The 19229-nt window shown below is 40.8% G+C and carries 15 protein-coding genes; 5 read left to right on the top strand and 10 right to left on the bottom strand.

The genetic code is table 11. The features are described from left to right. Positions 1-13: 13 nt before the first annotated feature. Genes dnaE through lpxB form a run of 3 tightly spaced genes read right to left on the bottom strand, consistent with a single transcriptional unit; the run spans position 14 to position 5257 of the window. Positions 14-3505 (bottom strand): DNA polymerase III subunit alpha, encoded by a 3492-nt coding sequence (gene dnaE, locus GQR45_RS06130; protein ID WP_024590731.1) that lies wholly within the window; start codon positions 3503-3505, stop codon positions 14-16. 2 nt (positions 3506-3507) lie between these two features. Further along, positions 3508-4110 (bottom strand): ribonuclease HII, encoded by a 603-nt coding sequence (gene rnhB, locus GQR45_RS06125; protein ID WP_010553737.1) that lies wholly within the window; start codon positions 4108-4110, stop codon positions 3508-3510. After that, the gene (gene lpxB / locus GQR45_RS06120) at positions 4100-5257 is read right to left on the bottom strand and encodes a lipid-A-disaccharide synthase (protein ID WP_024608696.1); all 1158 of its coding nucleotides are present in this window, start codon (positions 5255-5257) and stop codon (positions 4100-4102) included. Before lpxB ends, rnhB begins: the two co-directional genes overlap by 11 nt. 301 nt (positions 5258-5558) lie before the next feature. Between lpxB and GQR45_RS06115 the strand changes: the two genes are divergently transcribed. The 5 genes from GQR45_RS06115 to cydC are packed head-to-tail and all read left to right on the top strand — an operon-like array spanning position 5559 to position 11976. Further along, positions 5559-7142 (top strand): cytochrome ubiquinol oxidase subunit I, encoded by a 1584-nt coding sequence (locus tag GQR45_RS06115; protein ID WP_007581009.1) that lies wholly within the window; start codon positions 5559-5561, stop codon positions 7140-7142. After that, positions 7139-8278, top strand: a complete 1140-nt coding sequence (cydB, locus tag GQR45_RS06110; protein ID WP_007581007.1) for a cytochrome d ubiquinol oxidase subunit II — start codon at positions 7139-7141, stop codon at positions 8276-8278. The genes GQR45_RS06115 and cydB overlap by 4 nt, the downstream gene beginning before the upstream one ends. A gap of 12 nt (positions 8279-8290) precedes the next feature. After that, the gene (gene cydX / locus GQR45_RS06105; RefSeq protein WP_002958303.1) at positions 8291-8455 is read left to right on the top strand and encodes a cytochrome bd-I oxidase subunit CydX; all 165 of its coding nucleotides are present in this window, start codon (positions 8291-8293) and stop codon (positions 8453-8455) included. Beyond that, positions 8445-10238, top strand: a complete 1794-nt coding sequence (gene cydD / locus GQR45_RS06100; RefSeq protein ID WP_007581004.1) for a thiol reductant ABC exporter subunit CydD — start codon at positions 8445-8447, stop codon at positions 10236-10238. Before cydX ends, cydD begins: the two co-directional genes overlap by 11 nt. Beyond that, positions 10231-11976 (top strand): thiol reductant ABC exporter subunit CydC, encoded by a 1746-nt coding sequence (gene cydC / locus GQR45_RS06095; RefSeq protein ID WP_165725416.1) that lies wholly within the window; start codon positions 10231-10233, stop codon positions 11974-11976. The genes cydD and cydC overlap by 8 nt, the downstream gene beginning before the upstream one ends. On the opposite strand, the gene GQR45_RS06090 is transcribed toward cydC, so the two are convergent. The 7 genes from GQR45_RS06090 to rseP all read right to left on the bottom strand — a co-directional run bounded on the left by GQR45_RS06090 (position 11959) and on the right by rseP (position 19229). Continuing rightward, complete coding sequence (locus GQR45_RS06090) at positions 11959-12351, bottom strand: septal ring lytic transglycosylase RlpA family protein (RefSeq protein ID WP_007581000.1); 393 nt, start codon at positions 12349-12351, stop codon at positions 11959-11961. The two genes, cydC and GQR45_RS06090, sit on opposite strands and share 18 nt — an antisense overlap. A gap of 145 nt (positions 12352-12496) precedes the next feature. Then, a complete protein-coding gene (gene lpxA, locus GQR45_RS06085; RefSeq protein WP_007580998.1) occupies positions 12497-13267 on the bottom strand; it encodes an acyl-ACP--UDP-N-acetylglucosamine O-acyltransferase in 771 nt (256 codons plus the stop codon). A gap of 2 nt (positions 13268-13269) precedes the next feature. Beyond that, positions 13270-13722 (bottom strand): 3-hydroxyacyl-ACP dehydratase FabZ, encoded by a 453-nt coding sequence (fabZ, locus tag GQR45_RS06080; RefSeq protein WP_007580997.1) that lies wholly within the window; start codon positions 13720-13722, stop codon positions 13270-13272. A gap of 26 nt (positions 13723-13748) precedes the next feature. Beyond that, a complete protein-coding gene (gene lpxD, locus GQR45_RS06075; protein ID WP_007580995.1) occupies positions 13749-14771 on the bottom strand; it encodes a UDP-3-O-(3-hydroxymyristoyl)glucosamine N-acyltransferase in 1023 nt (340 codons plus the stop codon). A gap of 7 nt (positions 14772-14778) precedes the next feature. Continuing rightward, positions 14779-15297 carry an OmpH family outer membrane protein gene (locus GQR45_RS06070; RefSeq protein WP_007580993.1) on the bottom strand — a complete coding sequence of 173 codons (519 nt, stop codon included), beginning with the start codon at positions 15295-15297 and terminating at the stop codon, positions 14779-14781. 11 nt (positions 15298-15308) lie between these two features. After that, positions 15309-17780, bottom strand: a complete 2472-nt coding sequence (bamA, locus tag GQR45_RS06065) for an outer membrane protein assembly factor BamA (protein ID WP_165725415.1) — start codon at positions 17778-17780, stop codon at positions 15309-15311. Between the two features lie 96 nt (positions 17781-17876). Then, the gene (gene rseP / locus GQR45_RS06060) at positions 17877-19229 is read right to left on the bottom strand and encodes a sigma E protease regulator RseP (protein WP_165725414.1); all 1353 of its coding nucleotides are present in this window, start codon (positions 19227-19229) and stop codon (positions 17877-17879) included.

Here is a 19229-nt window from a genome sequence, read left to right as displayed (position 1 = left end):
CTAAACTACCTAATCAGTTAAATTCTAGTTCTACATCTTGCGCAGCCATTAGTGATAACTTATGAATTAAATCGTCACTTGGCGTAACACACCATTCGATCCCAAGAGTTAATTGTGCCAACGCATCTGGACGTTGGTAATAAACCTTGATCGGACACGTTCCCATTTTATAGGGTTCGAGTACTTTTTGTAATTTATCGAAGAAACCTGCCTCGACTTGCACCATGTTCAGCGTCATTTTAATCGCTTTAATACGCTTTTCACGCGCTTGAGCAATGGTGTTTATTTCTCTGGCGGTCATTGTAATACCACCGGAGAAGTTATCAAAGCTGACCTGTCCAGATATTACCAAGATATTGTTAACTTGGAGCATATCTTGGTACTTTTCAAACTCGTCTGAATACAAGCGTACATCAATCCGTGCACTCTTGTCATCTAAAGTTACTAAGGCCCAACGATTTCCTTTTTTGTTAATTAATACCCTAGAAGCAATCACCAAACCTGCGGCTGTTGCAAATACATCGCGGTTCGTTGGCTGTAAATCAACTATTTTCCCGCTGGTATAATGCCTAAGCTCACGGCGGTACTGATTTATCGGATGCCCAGTTAAATAAAGGCCTAGGGTTTCTTTTTCACCATCTAACCATTCGTTATCAGTTAGGCCTGTGGCTTTAATAAAGGCTTGTTCAACCTCATCAGGCTCAGTGGCTAATAAACCAAATAAATCACTTTGCCCTAATAGCTCAGCTTTGTTGTGTTGGTCGGCCGCACGCATTGCACTTTTTAAACTTGCTAGTAATGTAGCACGGCCAGCTTGGGTTTTTTCTGGCCCTAAATTATCGAGTGCACCTGAATAAATTAATTTTTCGGTCACGCGTTTATTTAAGCGTTTTAAATCAACTCGGGCACAAAAATCAAATAAATCTTTAAATGGGCCCCCTTTTGCACGCGCTTCTAATATTGCATCAACCGGTGCTTCACCTACGCCTTTTATCGCGCCAATGCCGTAAACAATCTCGCCTTGCAAGTTTACTGTAAACTTAAACTCACCTGCATTCACATCTGGCGGCAATAAGGTGAGCTTCATGTTTTCACATTCATCCACCAAAATAACGATTTTGTCGGTGTTATCCATATCAGCCGACATTACCGCAGCCATAAACTCTGCAGGATGATGCGTTTTCATCCACAGCGTTTGATACGAAACAAGTGCATACGCCGCCGAGTGAGATTTATTAAAACCGTAACCTGCGAACTTTTCTACCAAGTCGAAGATTTTTATTGCGAGTTCGCCGTCAATGCCGTTATTTCTTGCGCCATCTTCAAACGTTGAACGCTGCTTTGCCATTTCTTCGGGTTTTTTCTTACCCATTGCACGACGCAGCATGTCGGCGCCACCTAGCGTGTAACCTGCTAGTACTTGCGCAATTTGCATTACTTGTTCTTGATACAAGATAATGCCGTACGTTGGATCAAGTATTGGTTTTAAGCTTTCGTGCTGATACTGCGCATCTGGGTATGAGATTTCTTCGCGGCCCAGTTTTCGGTCGATAAAGTTATCTACCATGCCTGATTGCAGCGGACCTGGTCGGAACAAGGCCACGAGTGCAATCATATCTTCAAAGCAGTCGGGCTTAAGTCGGCGTACTAAGTCTTTCATACCGCGCGACTCTAGCTGGAATACAGCAGTCGTTTCAGCGCGAAGAAGCAATTCAATACTTTTTTTATCATCCAGTGGGATGGTATTTATATCAACGAGATCTTTACCTTGGCGCTCCATGCGCACATTGGTCATATCGACCGCCCACTGCAATATAGTCAGTGTACGTAAACCCAAGAAATCGAACTTAACTAAGCCTGCAGTTTCTACGTCGTTTTTATCAAATTGCGTGACCGGAAACTTACCTTCGTCATCGCAATAAAGCGCGGCAAAGTCGGTAATAGTGGTTGGCGATATTACTACGCCACCCGCATGTTTACCGGCGTTACGTGTACACCCCTCTAAAATGCGACACATGTCGATTAAGTCTTTTACTTCGTTGTCGCCATCGTAGGCTTCTTGCAAGCGTGGTTCTATATCAAACGCTTTAGCAAGTGTCATCCCAGGATCGCCTGGAATCATTTTTGAGATACGATCAACAAACCCGTAAGGGTGCCCAAGCACTCGCCCTACATCGCGTATTACCGCTTTTGCAGCCATGGTGCCAAAGGTAATAATTTGCGATACCGCATTACGCCCATACAAAGCCGACACGTGATCAATTACTTCGTCTCGTCTATCCATACAGAAATCGACGTCGAAATCGGGCATTGATACACGTTCTGGATTCAAAAATCGCTCAAAAAGCAAGTCGAATTCAAGTGGATCCAAATCGGTAATTTTAAGTGCGTATGCAACTAACGAACCTGCACCTGAGCCTCGACCAGGCCCAACCGGAATATTGTTATCTTTACTCCACTGAATAAACTCCATTACGATTAAGAAGTAACCTGGGAATCCCATTTGGTTAATTACGCCAAGCTCTATATCAAGTCGCTCATCGTATTCAACGCGTTTTACTTTTCGCTCTTCTTCGTCGGGGAATAAAAACTGTAATCGCTCTTCAAGACCGTCTTCTGATACTTTAACTAAAAACTCATCAATCTTAAGTGAGCCAGTTGGATAATCAGGTAAAAAGTAAGTCCCTAGCTGAACCGTTACATTACAACGTTTAGCTATTTCTACGGTGTTTTGTAGCGCCTCTGGTATATCGCTAAACAGCTCAGCCATTTGCTCTGATGTTTTTAGGTATTGTTCTTCAGAGAATCGTTTAGGGCGGCGTTTATCGTCAAGCGTGTAGCCGTCAAAAATAGCAACGCGAATTTCGTGCGCTTCAAAGTTTTCAGGCTTTAAAAACACTACTTCGTTGGTCGCTACAACAGGTAACTGCTCTTTGGTAGCAAGCTCTACCGCCATGTGTAAGTAGTCTTCTTCAAGCGGTCGGTTAGTGCGAACAAGCTCAAGGTAGTAGTTGTCGCTAAAATGCTGCTTATAAAAGCTAACTACCGATTCAATAACACTTGGATTATTTTTTAGTAACGCTTTACCTAAGTCACCATCTTTAGCGCCCGAGAGAATAATTAAGCCCGTTTTATGCTCCACCAGCCATTCTCGGTCAATCACTGGGCGATGAAACACATGCCCACGTTGATACGCTTTAGATATTAATAAGGTAATATTTTTATAGCCGTCGTTGTCTTTGGCTAATATGGTTAGACGGCTTGGCTCATCAGGAAATTCTGGGCTACGAACCCAAAAGTCAGCACCCACAATAGGCTTAATACCGGCGTTATGTGTTGCGCCGTAAAAACGCACTAAGCCACAAAAGTTCATTTGATCGGTAATCGCAATAGCGGGCATTTGCAGCTCTTGCGCTTTAGCAACTATTGGCTTTGTTTTAGCAAGGCCGTCAACCATCGAAAAATCTGAATGAACTCTTAAATGAACAAAATCAGGAGCAGCCATGCTTAACCCTCACCATTGGCTTGCGCCAATACACGCTGCACAGGTTTAAAGCTTTTACGATGCTCATCAATCGCGCCGTACTGCTCAAGCGCTGCAAAATGTGCTTTTGTTGGATACCCTTTGTGCCCTGCAAAACCATATTCAGGGTGGCGTTTATCAAGCTCAATCATTTCGTCATCGCGCGCTACTTTAGCTAAAATAGACGCCGCTGAAATTTCGGCCACTAAGCTATCGCCTTTTACAATAGCTTGCGCTGGCATAGTGAGTTTTGGCAAACGATTACCATCTATAAATACAAATTCAGGTTGCGTACTTAATGCCTCTACTGCACGGGTCATGGCAAGCATAGTCGCGTGCAGAATATTTAACTCATCAATTTCTGTTGGATTGCAGCGCCCATACGCATAACACAATGCTTTTTCTTTTATTTCAATCGCAAGCGCTTGGCGTTTTTTATCTGTTAATTTTTTAGAATCCGCTAAGCCAGCTATTGGTTTAGTCGGATCTAAAATGACTGCAGCAGTAACTACATCACCAACAAGTGGGCCGCGCCCTACTTCATCTACACCGGCAATTAAGGATACATTAGGTCTATCAATTTGCATTTATTAACTCCGCCACAGCGTTCGCTGCTTGTTCGCTGGCATTTAATCTAATTTTTTCGTGAATAGCTAAAAAGCGTGCTTTTAGCTCTTTGTTATCAGTGTTGAGCATAGGAGTAAGCGCATTTGTTAAATTAGCCACATTACACTCACTTTGTAAAAACTCAGGCACTAGCTCTTCGTCTGCTAATAAGTTAGGCAACGAAAAATACTTAATATTAAACGTAAATAAAGTTTTAAATATCCAATAGCTCAAAGGCTTTATTTTATAGCCCACTACCATTGGCTTTTTATAAAGCATGCCTTCGAGTGTTGCAGTGCCCGACGCTAATAAAATAGCATCAGCAGCTTGCATCGCTAATTTTGATTGTCCATCAAGCAGGTTAACATTAAGGTTTGGCGCGGTAGCGTTTAATATATCAGTAAACTGCGCTTTGCGTTTTTCGTTAACCAGTGGCACCACAACTTTAAGATTGGGGTTTTTAGCTTGCAGCTCTGCGGCTGTTTTAATGTAAGTTTCACTTAGTAAACCAACTTCTGAGCCTCGGCTACCAGGAAGTAACGCCAGTACTTTGTCATCAAGGCTTAAGCCGAGTTCTGCACGTGCTTTAGTATCATCGTGCTCAAGCGCTATATCGTCTGCCAAGGTATGACCTACAAATGTACATGGCACTTGGTGTTTATCGTAAAATTCTTTTTCAAATGGTAATAACGCCAACACTAAATTAGTCGCTGCACTTATTGTATGAATTCGCTTTTCGCGCCACGCCCAAACAGACGGACTTACATACTGTACTGTTTTAATGCCCGCATCTTTAAGTGGCTTTTCAACGCGTAAGTTAAAATCGGGTGCATCAATACCAATAAATACATCAGGTGGGTTATCTACAAAATGCTGCACGAGTTGTTTACGTATTTTAAGCAAACGCGGCAAACGCCCTAGCACCTCAACAAGCCCCATTACCGAAAGCTCATCCATGTCGTAAAGTGTTTTACAGCCCTGCGCTTGCATTTTAGGTCCTGCTATTCCTTCAAAAATAGCGTCCGGAAAATGTTTTTTAAGGGCTTTAATTAAACCTTCACCTAAAATATCGCCCGACAGTTCACCTGCCACAATACCAATACGTAGTTGTTTTTTATCTTTATTCATTTGATTTTATTTCACAAGTAAACCAGGCGTTCATGCTTGTTAGTTTACCGTGTTTTACTGTTTGGTTAAACGCTTTAAATAACTGGTTTTTTATCACGTAAGTTAAGGCTTTATGTTGTTTGTTTTTAATACTGATGTAGCATAGGAAATATATATTAAGTTTTACTAATATGTATGTTGACAAAAATTGCACAAAAGTAAATACTATTACAAACTTTCAGTAATTACTGAAAGTTCATTAAACCTTAACTTTGCCAATTAAATGTTGCCCTGTTAATCCGTCACTCTCAAGGAGCCAATAATGATAGATGAAACCTTTGTGGATCTATCGCGATTACAGTTTGCTGTTACCGCTCTCTTTCATTTCTTATTCGTACCGTTAACGATAGGTATGACCTGGATTTTAGTTATTATGGAATCGGTTTATGTTATGACCGGTCGCGAAATTTATCGTGATATGACTAAGTTTTGGGGAAAATTGTTTGGTATTAACTTTGCAATTGGTGTGGCGACAGGCCTTACCATGGAATTTGAGTTTGGTACTAACTGGTCTTATTACTCCCATTACGTAGGTGATGTTTTTGGTGCTCCCCTTGCTATTGAAGGTTTAATGGCATTCTTTTTAGAATCGACCTTTGTAGGTATGTTCTTTTTAGGCTGGGACAGACTCTCTAAACGCCAACATTTAGGTGCAACCTTTTTAATGGCCATTGGTACCAACATGTCGGCGCTGTGGATTTTAATAGCCAACGGCTGGATGCAAAACCCAGTAGGTGCTGAATTTAACTATCAAACCATGCGCATGGAAATGACCAGCTTTGCAGAGCTTGTGTTTAACCCTGTAGCACAAGTTAAGTTTATTCATACCGTATCGGCAGGTTATGTAGCTGCATCTATGTTTGTACTGGGCATAAGTAGTTGGTACATATTAAAAGGCCGTGATTTAGCGTTTGCTAAACGTTCTTTTTCGGTCGCATCGGGCTTTGGTTTAGCATCAATTCTATGTGTAATTTTACTCGGTGACGAATCAGGTTACGAAGTAGGCGAAGTTCAAAAAGTAAAACTTGCCACGATTGAAGCTGAATGGCACACAGAAGAGGCTCCGGCTGCGTTTACCGCATTTGGTTTTCCTGATTCAGAAGAGCAAGTAACACATGCTGCGGTTAAAATACCTTACGCACTTGGGTTAATTGCTACACGTTCACTTGATGAGCAAGTAACGGGTATTAACGACCTAGAAAAACAACACGAAGTACGTATTCGCAACGGTATGATTGCTTATGAATACCTTACAAAACTCAGAAACGGTGAAGATACGCCAGATAATATTGCCAAATTTAATACCCTAAAAGATGATTTAGGTTATGGCTTGCTACTTAAGCGCTACACACCTGATGTTGTAGATGCTACCGAAGAGCACATTCAAAAAGCGGTTAAAGACTCTTTCCCTAAAGTAGGCCCTATGTTTTGGTCATTTAGGATTATGGTTGCCTGTGGTGTAGCCATGCTGGGTGTATTTATATTGGCATTTTACTACAACGCACATCGCGTTATTGAGCAAAAACGCTGGTTGTTATGGGCTGCCGTATTGAGCATTCCACTACCTTGGATAGCTATTGAATTTGGCTGGATAGTTGCTGAGTATGGCCGTCAACCTTGGGCTATATCTGAAATACTGCCGACCTTTTTAGCCACGTCGTCACTAACAGTAAACGATATTTTAATTAGCTTAACTGGATTTATTGTTTTCTATACTGGTTTAGCCATTGTTGAAGGTTGGTTGATGATCCGCTTTGTTAAGCAAGGACCAAGCTCGCTACATACTGGTAAATATCATTTTGAATTGCCAAATAAAACTGATCAAACTGAAGGAGAGCAATCATGATTTTTGATTATGAAACATTAAAAATGCTTTGGTGGTTGATCATTGGTGTGCTGCTTATTGGCTTTGCTATTACCGATGGCATGGATATGGGCGTTGCTATGTTGCTTCGCCTAGTTGGTAAAACAGATTCAGAGCGCCGTACGGTAATTAATACCATTGGTCCACACTGGGATGGTAACCAAGTATGGTTTATTACCGCAGGCGGCGCGTTATTTGCAGCGTGGCCTATGGTTTATGCAGCTGCATTTTCGGGCTTTTACTTTGCCATGATGCTAGTACTCTTTGCTCTATTTTTTAGACCACTAGGGTTTGATTACCGCAGTAAAGTAGACTCAAAACGCTGGCGTAATAACTGGGATTGGGGCTTGCTTGCAGGCAGCGCAATTCCAGCATTAGTTTTTGGTGTTGCTTTTGGTAACTTATTTTTAGGCGTACCATTTAATATTGATAACTTAATGCGTGTTAGCTACCAAGGTTCATTTTTTGGTTTACTTAACCCGTTTGGTTTGCTTGCTGGTTTAGTGAGTATCACTATGCTAATTGCTCATGCGGGGATGTGGTTACAGCTTCGTACAGCTGATGCAGTAGCAGATCGCTCAGGGCAATATGGTCGTTATTCACTGATTGTGTTTATTATACTGTTTGCAGGCGCTGGTTTTTGGGTTGCTAATTTAACGGGTTACCAAATTGTATCTATGCCTGATACACAAAGCCATGCAGATCCATTAGCTAAAGTAGTAACAACAGCCCAAGGCGCGTGGCTTAGCAATTACAGTGAACGTCCATGGACTATGACCTTTCCTATTTTAGCGTTTGCAATGGCACTAAGTGCGCTATTTTTTTCTAAATTGAACAAACCAGCACTTGGACTTATTTCAACAAGCTTAATGTTAATTGGCGTGATTATGACGGCCGGTGTTTCACTGTTCCCATTTATTATGCCATCAAGCAACAATCCAAATATTAGCTTAACAATTTGGGATGCGGTATCGAGCCATAAAACGCTCAATGTAATGTTTGTTGCAGTGTGTATTTTTGTCCCACTTATTTTAACTTACACCACCTGGTGTTATGTAAAAATGTGGCGCAGAGTAACGGTTGAAGAAATTGAAAACAACACTCACGGTAGCTACTAAGGAGACTAAACTATGTGGTATTTCGCTTGGATTTTAGGTGTACTTTTGGCCTGTACCTTAGGTGTAATAAATGTAATGTGGTACGAATTTCATCAAAATAAAAACAGCATTGCTGATGATGAACAAGCCATGCACGATTTATTAAACGATGCTAACAACACAAAAGATGACGACTAACCCCCGACCAGATCGCGCGCAGCAGCAATCACTGCGCGCTTTTTTAAAGCGTCAAAGTAAACCCGCTGCAGTGTGGTTAAAGTTAAGCATTGCACTGGGTACTTTTAACGCATTACTGATGATTGCAGGTGCTTATTTACTTGCGCAAACTATTCACAACGTTATGTTTGAAGGTAATAATTTAGCCCAAGTTACTCATTTATTATGGCCCTTAGCAGGCATTATTTTATTGCGCGCGGTGTTTTTAGCATTAAGCGAACGCTTGAGTGCATATGCTGCACTTAAAATAAAATCGGCTATGCGCCAAACACTTCTAAATAAGCTCAGCTTACTTGGCCCAAGCTATATAGAACAACACGGCCAAGGCGCTACATTAAATACCCTACATAATGGCGTAGAAGCACTCCACGACTATTATGCTAAATACCTACCCGGTGCTGCTTACAGCGCGCTTATTCCGCTGGCAATATTGGTTGTTATTTTTCCGACAGATTATAAAGCTGGGTTGATATTTTTATTAACCGCCCCGCTCATTCCTTTTTTCATGATTTTGGTAGGCTCAAAAGCCGAAGCTTTAAACCAAAAACGCTGGAAGCAACTTGCTGTACTGGGCAATTACTTTTTTGACCGCGTACAAGGTTTAACTCAACTCAAGCTATTTAATGCAACACGTACCGAGCTTAAACAAATAGCTAAAATTTCAGATGATTTTAGACACGCTACACTCGATGTTTTAAAGATCGCGTTTTTATCATCATTTGCACTTGAGTTTTTAGCCACCATTAGCGTGGCATTAGTCGCAGTAATTATTGGTTTTAGACTGTTTTTTGGCACTCTTGATTTTGCTACTGGCTTTGTGGTGCTACTTTTAGCGCCTGAATTTTATTTACCACTGCGCCAGCTAGGTAGCCATTACCATGCACGCTTACAAGGCATTAGTGCCGCTGCCGATATGGTTGCGATTTTAAATGCACCACTGCCAAGTGACGAAAATGCGTCAGCGACTACAAACACGCCTGAAAACAATTTAACTTTAAATACAATTAACTCCATAAGTATTACCGACCTTAATTTTATATACCCAGATAGTAACGAAGGGATTAAAAATATAAATTTAACACTGCCAAATAAAGGCTTAATTGCCGTTGTGGGCAGTAGTGGCTCAGGTAAAAGTACGTTGTTTGATTGCTTATTAGGGTTTCACCCTGAGGTGATAAACCACCTATCTATTAATGATCAGAGTTTAAGCACAACCGATATTACTTACCTGCAAAATAACATTGCATGGATACCACAAAAAGCGACGCTGTTTTACGACACCATTGCTGCCAACATTAAATTGGCCAAACCAACTGCCACACAGCAAGAGCTTGAACATGCAGCAAAGCAAGCTGGTGTGCTTGAATTTATAAATACCCTACCCGATGGTTTTAACACACTGATAGGTGAGCAAGGGGAAGGACTTTCTGGCGGGCAAAAGCAACGTATCGCACTGGCTCGTGCATTCATAAAACAAGCACCAGTTTTAGTGCTTGATGAGCCTACAGCGCACCTTGATAGCCAAACAGAGCAGCTTATTCAAGATGCTATTAATGAATATGCTAAAAATAACTTAGTATTAGTCATTGCTCATCGACTAAATACCGTTAAACATGCCAGCAATATCATTGTTATGCACGATGGGAAAATAGCTGAGCAAGGTCACTTTGAAACACTTGCAGCGCAAAATGGTGCATTTGCTGATTTATTAAAAACGGCCAAACAAGGGGTTGCGCATGCATAATTTTATTCGCTTATTAAAGCTTTGTGCTCCTCATTATAAAGCGATGCTATTGGGTACATTTTTAGCAACGATTACGGTATTAGCTAATGTGGGCTTGTTGGCTATTTCTGGCTGGTTTTTAGCATCAATGGCCGCTGCTGGTATTGCGGGCGTGCAAATGAACTACTTTACTCCAGCAGGAACGATTCGGTTTTTAGCAATTGTACGAACTGCATCGCGCTATGGCGAACGCCTAGTTACTCATAACGCCACGTTTTTATTACTAAGTGAAATACGTACCAATGTCTTTGCAACGTTAAGTAAGCTTAACAATGTTGATTTAGCAATGAGCCGCAGCGCTGATCTAGTTAACCGATTACAAAACGATGTAGACGCACTCGACAAGTTTTATTTAAACGTTTTACTTCCTATGCTGGTCGCTCTTTTAAGTGTGCCAATCATCATGCTGTTTATGTCGGCCTATAATGGCAACGTCGCCCTTATTTGCTTTACTGGCATTATACTTATTGGTGTGGTTATACCTGCCCTACTCAGCGCAAAGCTCACTAAAAACAGCCATAAAGAAACACAACTTAGTGCACAACTTCGCTCTGAGCTTTCAGATACACTCACAGGCCTTAGAGAGCTTAGTATTTATCAAGCCCGTTCGCAGCAACTTAATAAGTGCGACGAATTAAGCGAGCAGTACAATCAGCAATTATTTATTCGCCACAAAGCACTAGCAAACTCAGATGGGTTAAGCTTGTTGGTTGTTCAATTAGCGATGCTTGCTAGCATAGTAACCATTGTCCCACTGGTTTACGCAAGCAGTATGGTAAATGTAGAACTTGCTATGTTAAGTTTATTTGTACTGGCAAGCTTTGAAAGCGTATTGCTACTACCCAATGCGTTTATAGAGCTTCCTAGTGTATTAAAAGCAGCAGAGCGGTTGTTTACACTTGAAGATAAAGCCGCTAACTCACAAGCTAAAGATGCACATGTAGACGTTGATGAAAACTTTAGCGCGCAAAACCACACGTTAGCACTTAACAATATTAGCTACCAATATGGTGAGCAAACAGCGCTTACTAATATCAGTTTTGAGCTAATGCCCCAGCAAAAAGTAGCGATTGTAGGTAGAAGCGGAAGCGGTAAAACAACGCTTGTAAATTTACTGACTGGTTTATGGCCTTTACAACAAGGCAGCATAACGCTAAATAATCAAAATAGCGTTGTTAACTTACATTCGTTAAATAATGATATACGCGCAAGTGTGATAAATATATTAGCCCAGCAACACCATATTTTTGATGGCACACTGAGTGAAAATTTACGTTATGCCGCGCCAAATGCAACTAAAGAGCAAATGATTGAAGCCCTCTCGTTAGCGCAATTAAGCCCGTGGTTTAATGAGCTAAAAGAAGGTTTAAAAACACGATTAGGCACTGGCGGGCGTAATGTGTCGCAAGGTCAGTCTAGACGTATAGCCATTGCACAAGCATTACTTAAAAGCCCAGCTATTTTAGTTCTTGATGAACCAACAGAAGGTCTTGATAATCAGTCTAAGCAAGGGGTAATGCAAGCAATAATGCATGTTATGAATAACGCGAGCGTGCTCACAATTACGCACGATCCCGCTCTACTTGCTCAAATGGATAATGTTGTATGGTTGGAAGGCGGTAAAGTAGTCGCACAAGGCTCTCATAAAGAGCTCAGTGGGGCTTATCCTGGTTATGTTGCGCTAACTACCCGGTTTTAAAACCTTTACTGATACATCAATAACGCCGACCTTAGGGTCGGCTATCTTTTTAAACATACTTTTTGATAAATCAATAATACGACCTCGCACATACGGGCCTCTATCGTTAATTCTTACCGTGACTGATTTGTTATTGGCTAGATTAGTAACAACCACCTTAGTACCAAAATCGAATTCTAAATGGGCTGCCGTGGCGGCTTGTTGGCTAAAGCGCTCTCCGTTGGCGGTTGTTCTTCCGTGGTATTTATCAGCATAAAAAGATGCTTTCCCAACTTGAGTGATTTCTCCAGCAGATGATTTAACAATAGGCTGGCTACTACAAGCGGCTAAAACTGAAGTAATAAAAAGAGTGACAACTAACTTAGGTAAACGCATAGGACGGCTTTTATTATATAAATTACCCGCATACTAACTCAATTACCCTGAGTATTAACTGAATTAGCTTAAAGCAGAGCAATAAAAAACCACCTTCGATTTATCATCTAGGGTGGTTTTTTAATGCTTAAAGCAAACCCGCGAATTATCTTACGATGCCGCGCTCTGAGTTTTTAACAAAGTCGACCATCAATTTCACAGCAGGATACTTTGCGGCATCTTCACTAAGCGACTCAATAGCTTCTTCAGCACCTAAGCTTTTACGATAAAATGCTTTGTATGCACGGCGTACAGCCATAATTTCATCACTTTCGAAACCACGACGCTTCATGCCTTCTTTATTGATAGCTGCAGGACCTGCTGGCATACCAATGGTAGTAACAAATGGTGGTACATCTTTGTTAACACCTGAATACATACCAATAAAGGCATGTGCACCAATTTTACAAAACTGATGAACACCCGAATTACCACCAAGGATAACCCAATCGCCTACATGTACATGGCCGGCCACACTTGCGTTGTTAGCAAAAATTACGTTATCGCCAATTACCGCATCATGTGCAACGTGTGTATAAGCCATAAACAAATTATTACTACCAATTTTAGTAACACCTTGGTCTTGAATCGTACCACGGTGAATAGTGGCACATTCACGGATAACGTTGTTATCACCCATTATTAAAGTGGTTGGCTCGTTGTTGTATTTTTTGTCTTGGCAGGCTTCACCCACAGACGCAAACTGAAAAATATGATTGCCAGAGCCAATAGTTGACGGCCCTTTAACAACAACGTGAGACTCAATAATACAGTTATCACCGATAACAACATCATTGCCAATATAACTATACGGACCAACTGAGACATTGTTGCCTAGTTTAGCGCCAGGTTCGATTATTGCTGTAGAATGGATCACTATTAAAACTCTCTTCTCGCACACATAATTTCGGCACTACACACTATTTTGCCGTCGACTCTAGCTTCTGCAGCAAACTTCCAAATGTTGCGACGTTCTTTTAAAAACTCAACATGAAGATGCATTGTATCACCAGGAATTACAGGTTGTTTAAAACGTGCGTTATCAACAGCAGCAAACAAATACAATTCGTTTTCGCTACGGTTTTCTACTGTTTTAAAACCTAATAAACCCGTTGCTTGCGCCATTGATTCTAATATTAGCACACCAGGAAAAATTGGCTGATTTGGAAAGTGCCCAGTAAAAATTGGTTCATTTATAGAAACATTTTTAATAGCATGTAAAGACTTGCCAGGTGTAAAATCAATAACACGATCAATTAATAGCATCGGGTAACGGTGCGGTAATAAACTTAAAATTTCTTGAATATCAAGGCTATTTAATTCGTTTGCCAAAATAGCATCCTTATTAGTGTTCAACGTTATGACTTAGCCAATGCTTCAAGCGCTTTAAGACGAGATTTCATGTCTGAAAGGTTACGCAAGTGAGCTATTGATTTACGCCATTCTTTGTTTGTTGTATGGGGCATACCAGATGAGTAAATACCTGGTTCGGTGATTGATTTTGTCACCATACTCATGCCGGTAATTATAACACCATCACATACAGACATGTGACCATTAATTGCAACCATGCCACCAATTTGACAGTTCTTGCCAATGGTAACGCTTCCTGCAAGTACAGTGCAGCCCGCTATTGCGGTGCCTGAATTAACTTCAACGTTGTGCGCTATTTGGCACTGATTATCGATAATAACATTGCTATGAATGATGGTATTGTCCAGTGCACCACGATCAATTGTCGTACTTGCACCAATTTCAACTTTGTTGCCTATGATCACTGAACCAAGCTGAGGTATTTTAACCCACTGCCCGCGCTCATTTGCATAGCCAAACCCATCACTACCTACAACACTATTTGCTTGAAACAAACAATCTGAACCAATTTCAACATCGTGATAAATAGTCACACTAGGCCAAAGCTTAGTGCCAGAACCTATTTTAACACGTTCCCCGATAAAACTGTTCGGACCAATTTGCGCGTTGTCACCTATCACTGCATGAGCTTCAATGACTGCGTTAGCACCAATAGCGGCGCTATCACTAACAATCGCTGTTGAATGAACAGTTGCACTTGGATGAATACCCGTCGAGGCTGAGCGTGGTGTTGTATCCATAAATTGCGCTAATTTTGCGTAACTTACATACGGATTAGCAACAATAATTTTGCTGCCACTAAAGTACTCTGCATCGGCTTGGCTTACTATTACAGCACTAGCTTGAGTAGTTTCAAGTTGCGATCGATATTTTGAGTTCGCTAAAAATGCAATATGCCCAGAATGGGCATTTGCAAGTGTCGCTATTTTTTTTATTTCTAAAGCGCCATCACCCTGAAGTTCGGCGCCTAGAAGTTCCGCAATTTGCGAAAGCGTATAATTTTGCATAGAGTGATTATTTCTTACTAACAGCGGCTACAACTTTAGATGAAAGATCAGTCACTTCTTTAGGGTTAAAGTAAATAGTAGTGTCTTTTACTTTAACTTCGTCGAAGTCGCCGTCTTTAGCAATCTCTTCAATTGTTTTGATGATTACACCTTGAACTTTAGCAAGCTCTTGGTTTTGACGCGCTTTAATCTCTTGCTCTAAAGGGCGACCTTGTTCAGCAAGATTTTTTTGCATGCCTTGAATTTTTTCACGTAGAGTATCTTTTTGAGCTTGGCTCATAGTGGTACTTTCACGTTTAAATTTTTCAGCTTCAAAACGAATATCGCCTTGTAACTTTTCAAGCTCTTGACGACGTTCAGCAAACTCAGTTTGTAAAGACTGTTCAATTTTAGCCATTTGAGGAATTTGCTTGTAGATTTCCTGCATATCAACAATACCTACTTTGTGTGCAAATGCATTCACAGAAGTACCCATCATTAAAGTTGCTAAAACTGCTACAGCTGTTGATTTAAATAATTTTTTCACAAAAAACTCCTTTAGAAAGTGTTACTAATGTTAAAGCTAATGGTTTTCGTATCGTCATCTTCTTCTTTTTGCAATGGATACGCAAAACTGATCAGCATTGGACCCATTGGAGAGATCCATTGTAATGAAAGACCGGTTGAAACCCTAAAACGCGTTGGGTCTGAATAGTCATCTAATTTAGCACGTTCATCGGGTGCTAAGTTTTGATAGCGATCTACGTTAAACTCAGTATCCCATACGTTTGCAGCATCAACAAAGAAGCTAGTACGTACAGAACTGGTATTTTCTTCATCTAAGAATGGTGTAGGAACGATTAGCTCCATACCTGCCACTGCTTTAGCATTACCACCAATACGGCCTTGTGGTATTAGAATATCAAATTCTGATGAACCACCAATACTACCGGTTGTAGTACCGTCTGCACCTGGCGTACCCGGAATAGACTGCGGTATACGCGACACAGCACGTGGTAATATTGTATTACGGTCAAAGCCACGTAGTTCCATTTCCGTTATACGGAAGTACTCTTGAAATGGAAGTGTTTGCTCATACCCGTTTGTAGAACCATAACCGTTACCATAACCAAGTGCTGCACGCGTCGAGAATACCCAACGGTGGTCATTTGATATAGGCCAGTAAAAACGCGAATCGTAATTCAGTTTAAAATACTGAAGATCTGAGTTAGGCGTTGTTGCTGTTAAGTTTAGAGTTTGACGCGAACCTGCTGTTGGGAATAAACCACGGTTAACGGTGATACGCGACCAACCAACACTCAGCTCATACTTAGTAAAGTCAAAGCCTGCATCTGGGTTCTCTGGATCTAAGAATGTTTCACGAAGTACACGCGTTTGCTCGTACTCTGCAATATCAGAAAGCTCTTCTTTTATCCAACGAGCGCCAAAGTTAACACGATTTACAGCATCAATTGGAAAACCAATATTTGTGCCTAAACCATAACTTTTCGATTTATATTCAACAAGACTGAATTTACTTGCATCGTAGTTTCTGTAAAAGATGCTACTGCCTTGCGATACACCATCTGGCGTAAAGTATGGGTCTGTGTACGATAAGCTTAAGCTTTCAGAACCTGTAGATGTATTAAGGTTTAAACCAATTTGGTTACCTGTGCCTAAAAAGTTAGATTCTGTTACACCAATATTAAACTGCAGACCTAAGTAAGAACCATAAGCAAGGCCAGCATTAAAGCTACCTGCAGATTGCTCTTTTACAGTAAAGTCTACATCTACTTGGTCATCCACACCGGGTACAGGCACTACGTTAAAATCAACAGTTTCCATGTAAGGTAGGCGTTGAATTTGCAGCTTTGAACGCTCAAGGTTTTGATTAGATAACCATGCGCCTTCAAGTTGTGTCATTTCACGACGAAGTACTTCATCTGCCGTATTTTGGTTACCACCAACAATAATACGACGAACGTATACACGCTTACCTGGATTAACCGACAGTGTTAATTGTACTTCTTGCTTTTCGTCGTCAATTTCTGGAATTGTACGCACTTCAGCATTAGCGTAACCAAAACGTGCTAAGTAGCTTTTAATAAACTCTTCAGATGAAGTAACTACAGAACCGTTATAAAGCTCACCCGCTCTAAGTGGGATAACACTTTTAATTAAGTCTTCACGGCCAAGCAAGTCACCAATAAAGTCAAAGCCTTTAACTTTATATTTTACGCCTTCAGTTAAGTTAGCTGTAACGTAAACTGATTCACGTTCAGGGCTCACTGAAACTTGCGTTGAGTCGATATTAAAACGCAGGTAACCACGGTCTAAATAATAACTACGAATTTTTTCTAAATCGCCTTCAATGGTTTGCTTTTGGTAACGGTCGCTACCCATAAACTGCCACCAAGGTAAATCTTGCTGCGATTCAGCAAGTTTAAGAAGCTCTTCATTAGAAAAAAGTTCATTACCCACTAAGTTAATTTGGCGGATAGAAGCAGCATCACCTTCATCAAACTCTAACTTAAGTTTAACGCGGTTACGTGGCAGCTTAGTAATACTGATATCTACTTTAGCGTTGTATTTACCGATGCTGTGGAAAAACTCAACTAAGCCTTTTTCGATACTATCGATAACGGTTTTATCAAGTGGTTCACCTTGGCGAATATCTTGCTGATCAAGAGACTCATTAAGCTGCTCGTCTTTAATGTCTTTATTGCCTTCAAACTCTATAAAGCTGATGGTAGGACGTTCCGTTACTTTAAAAATAACGTTATTGCCATCACGAAGTGCTTTTATGTTATCAAAGTGCCCAGAACGATAAAGTGACTTTATTGTTTTTGAAATCGTATAGTCATCAACATTATCGCCTACGTTAATAGGAATATGTGTTAGCGCTGCACCAAGTGCTACGCGCTGCAAACCTTCAACTTTCAGGTCTTCAACAATAAAGGAGTTTTGGCCTAGGGCTGCAAAACTTGCACCCAATAAACTTGTTATTGCCAAATGTTTTTTTATAGCCATTTTATTATCTTTATCCTTTACAACTGTATTACCGCATAACACCCTACTAGTGGTGCTTTACAATCGTGTTCTAATTAGTAATTTGCCACGCTGTAACTACAAACGCGATACATCATTGAACAAAGCGAAACATGTTAGAAAAATGAGCAACAAGGCACCCACTTTAAAACCAAACTCTTGTGTCTTTTCAGAGACCGGCTTTTTACGAAAAAGTTCAATTATGTAATACATTAAGTGTCCGCCATCAAGCACTGGTAGGGGTAATAAATTAAATACACCCAAGTTAACGCTTATTAAGGCTAAAAAGCTTAAAAAGGCCACTAACCCATAGCTTACGCTAGTTCCAGCGCCTACTGCAATGCCTACAGGACCACTTAAATTTTTAACCGAAACCTGGCCTGTAATTAAATTACCAATCATGTCAAAACTGTGTGTAATTAAGCGCCAAGTTTCTTTTGTGCCTCGCACGATACTATCGAGCGGGCCGTAATGCCTTGTCTCTACATAGCCATCAGGCCATTGCTGTACAACAGGAGCAACACCTAAAAAGCCTTGCTCAATACCGTTATTATCAATGCGCCCTTTAGGAGTAACTGTAATGGCTTGTATAGTATCTTGTCTTTTTACACTAAATTGTAAAGATTTGTTAGCTGATTGCGTAATAAGATTAACTAATTGCTGCCAATTGCTTATTGTTTCACCATTTACAGCCAAAATTGTGTCGTTAACTTGTAAATTAGCGTGTTCTGCGGCTGAGTCTTTAGTTACGGCGGCAATTGTTAAAGTTGCTTGAGGTCTAAATGGCACAATACCTAACGAACTTAATGGTGGTACGTCTCGCTGATCAAGCTTCCACCCCTCTAAATTAAGCGTTTTAACGCGTGGTTGAAGGTTTTTATCACGAACAATAACTTCAACGCTTTCTTCACCTAAGTTAGACATAAGCGCAAACGTGGCATCTTGCCATGTCGTTATGTCATCATCACCAATTTTTATAATATGTTGAGAAGGCATAATGCCCGCCTGCTCTGCGCGACTGCCTTCGGTTATGCTGCCAACAACTGGCTTAACCGATTGCACTCCTACCATATACATCACCGCAAGAGCAAAAATGGCAAACAGAAAATTAGCCATCGGTCCCGCAGCAACAATAGCAATACGCGCTTGTACAGATTTAGAGCTAAACGACAAGTGTCGTTGATTTGCTGGTACGTCATCAACTCGCTCATCAAGCATTTTTACATAACCACCTAATGGAATAGCGGCAATCACGTATTCGGTATTATATTTGTCATGCCATTTTAACAGTGGCTTACCAAAACCAATTGAAAAACGCAGCACTTTAACGCCCATTTTTCGTGCAACCCAAAAATGGCCATATTCATGTATGGCCACTAAAATACCAAGCGCTAAAATAAATGAGCCAAGATTCCAAAAAAAATCAAACAT

Origin of the sequence: Pseudoalteromonas sp. SA25, assembly GCF_011378705.1 — a bacterium.
In the GTDB taxonomy this organism is placed as follows: Bacteria; Pseudomonadota; Gammaproteobacteria; order Enterobacterales; family Alteromonadaceae; genus Pseudoalteromonas; species Pseudoalteromonas arctica.
This window is presented reverse-complemented; position numbering and strand designations above follow the sequence as displayed.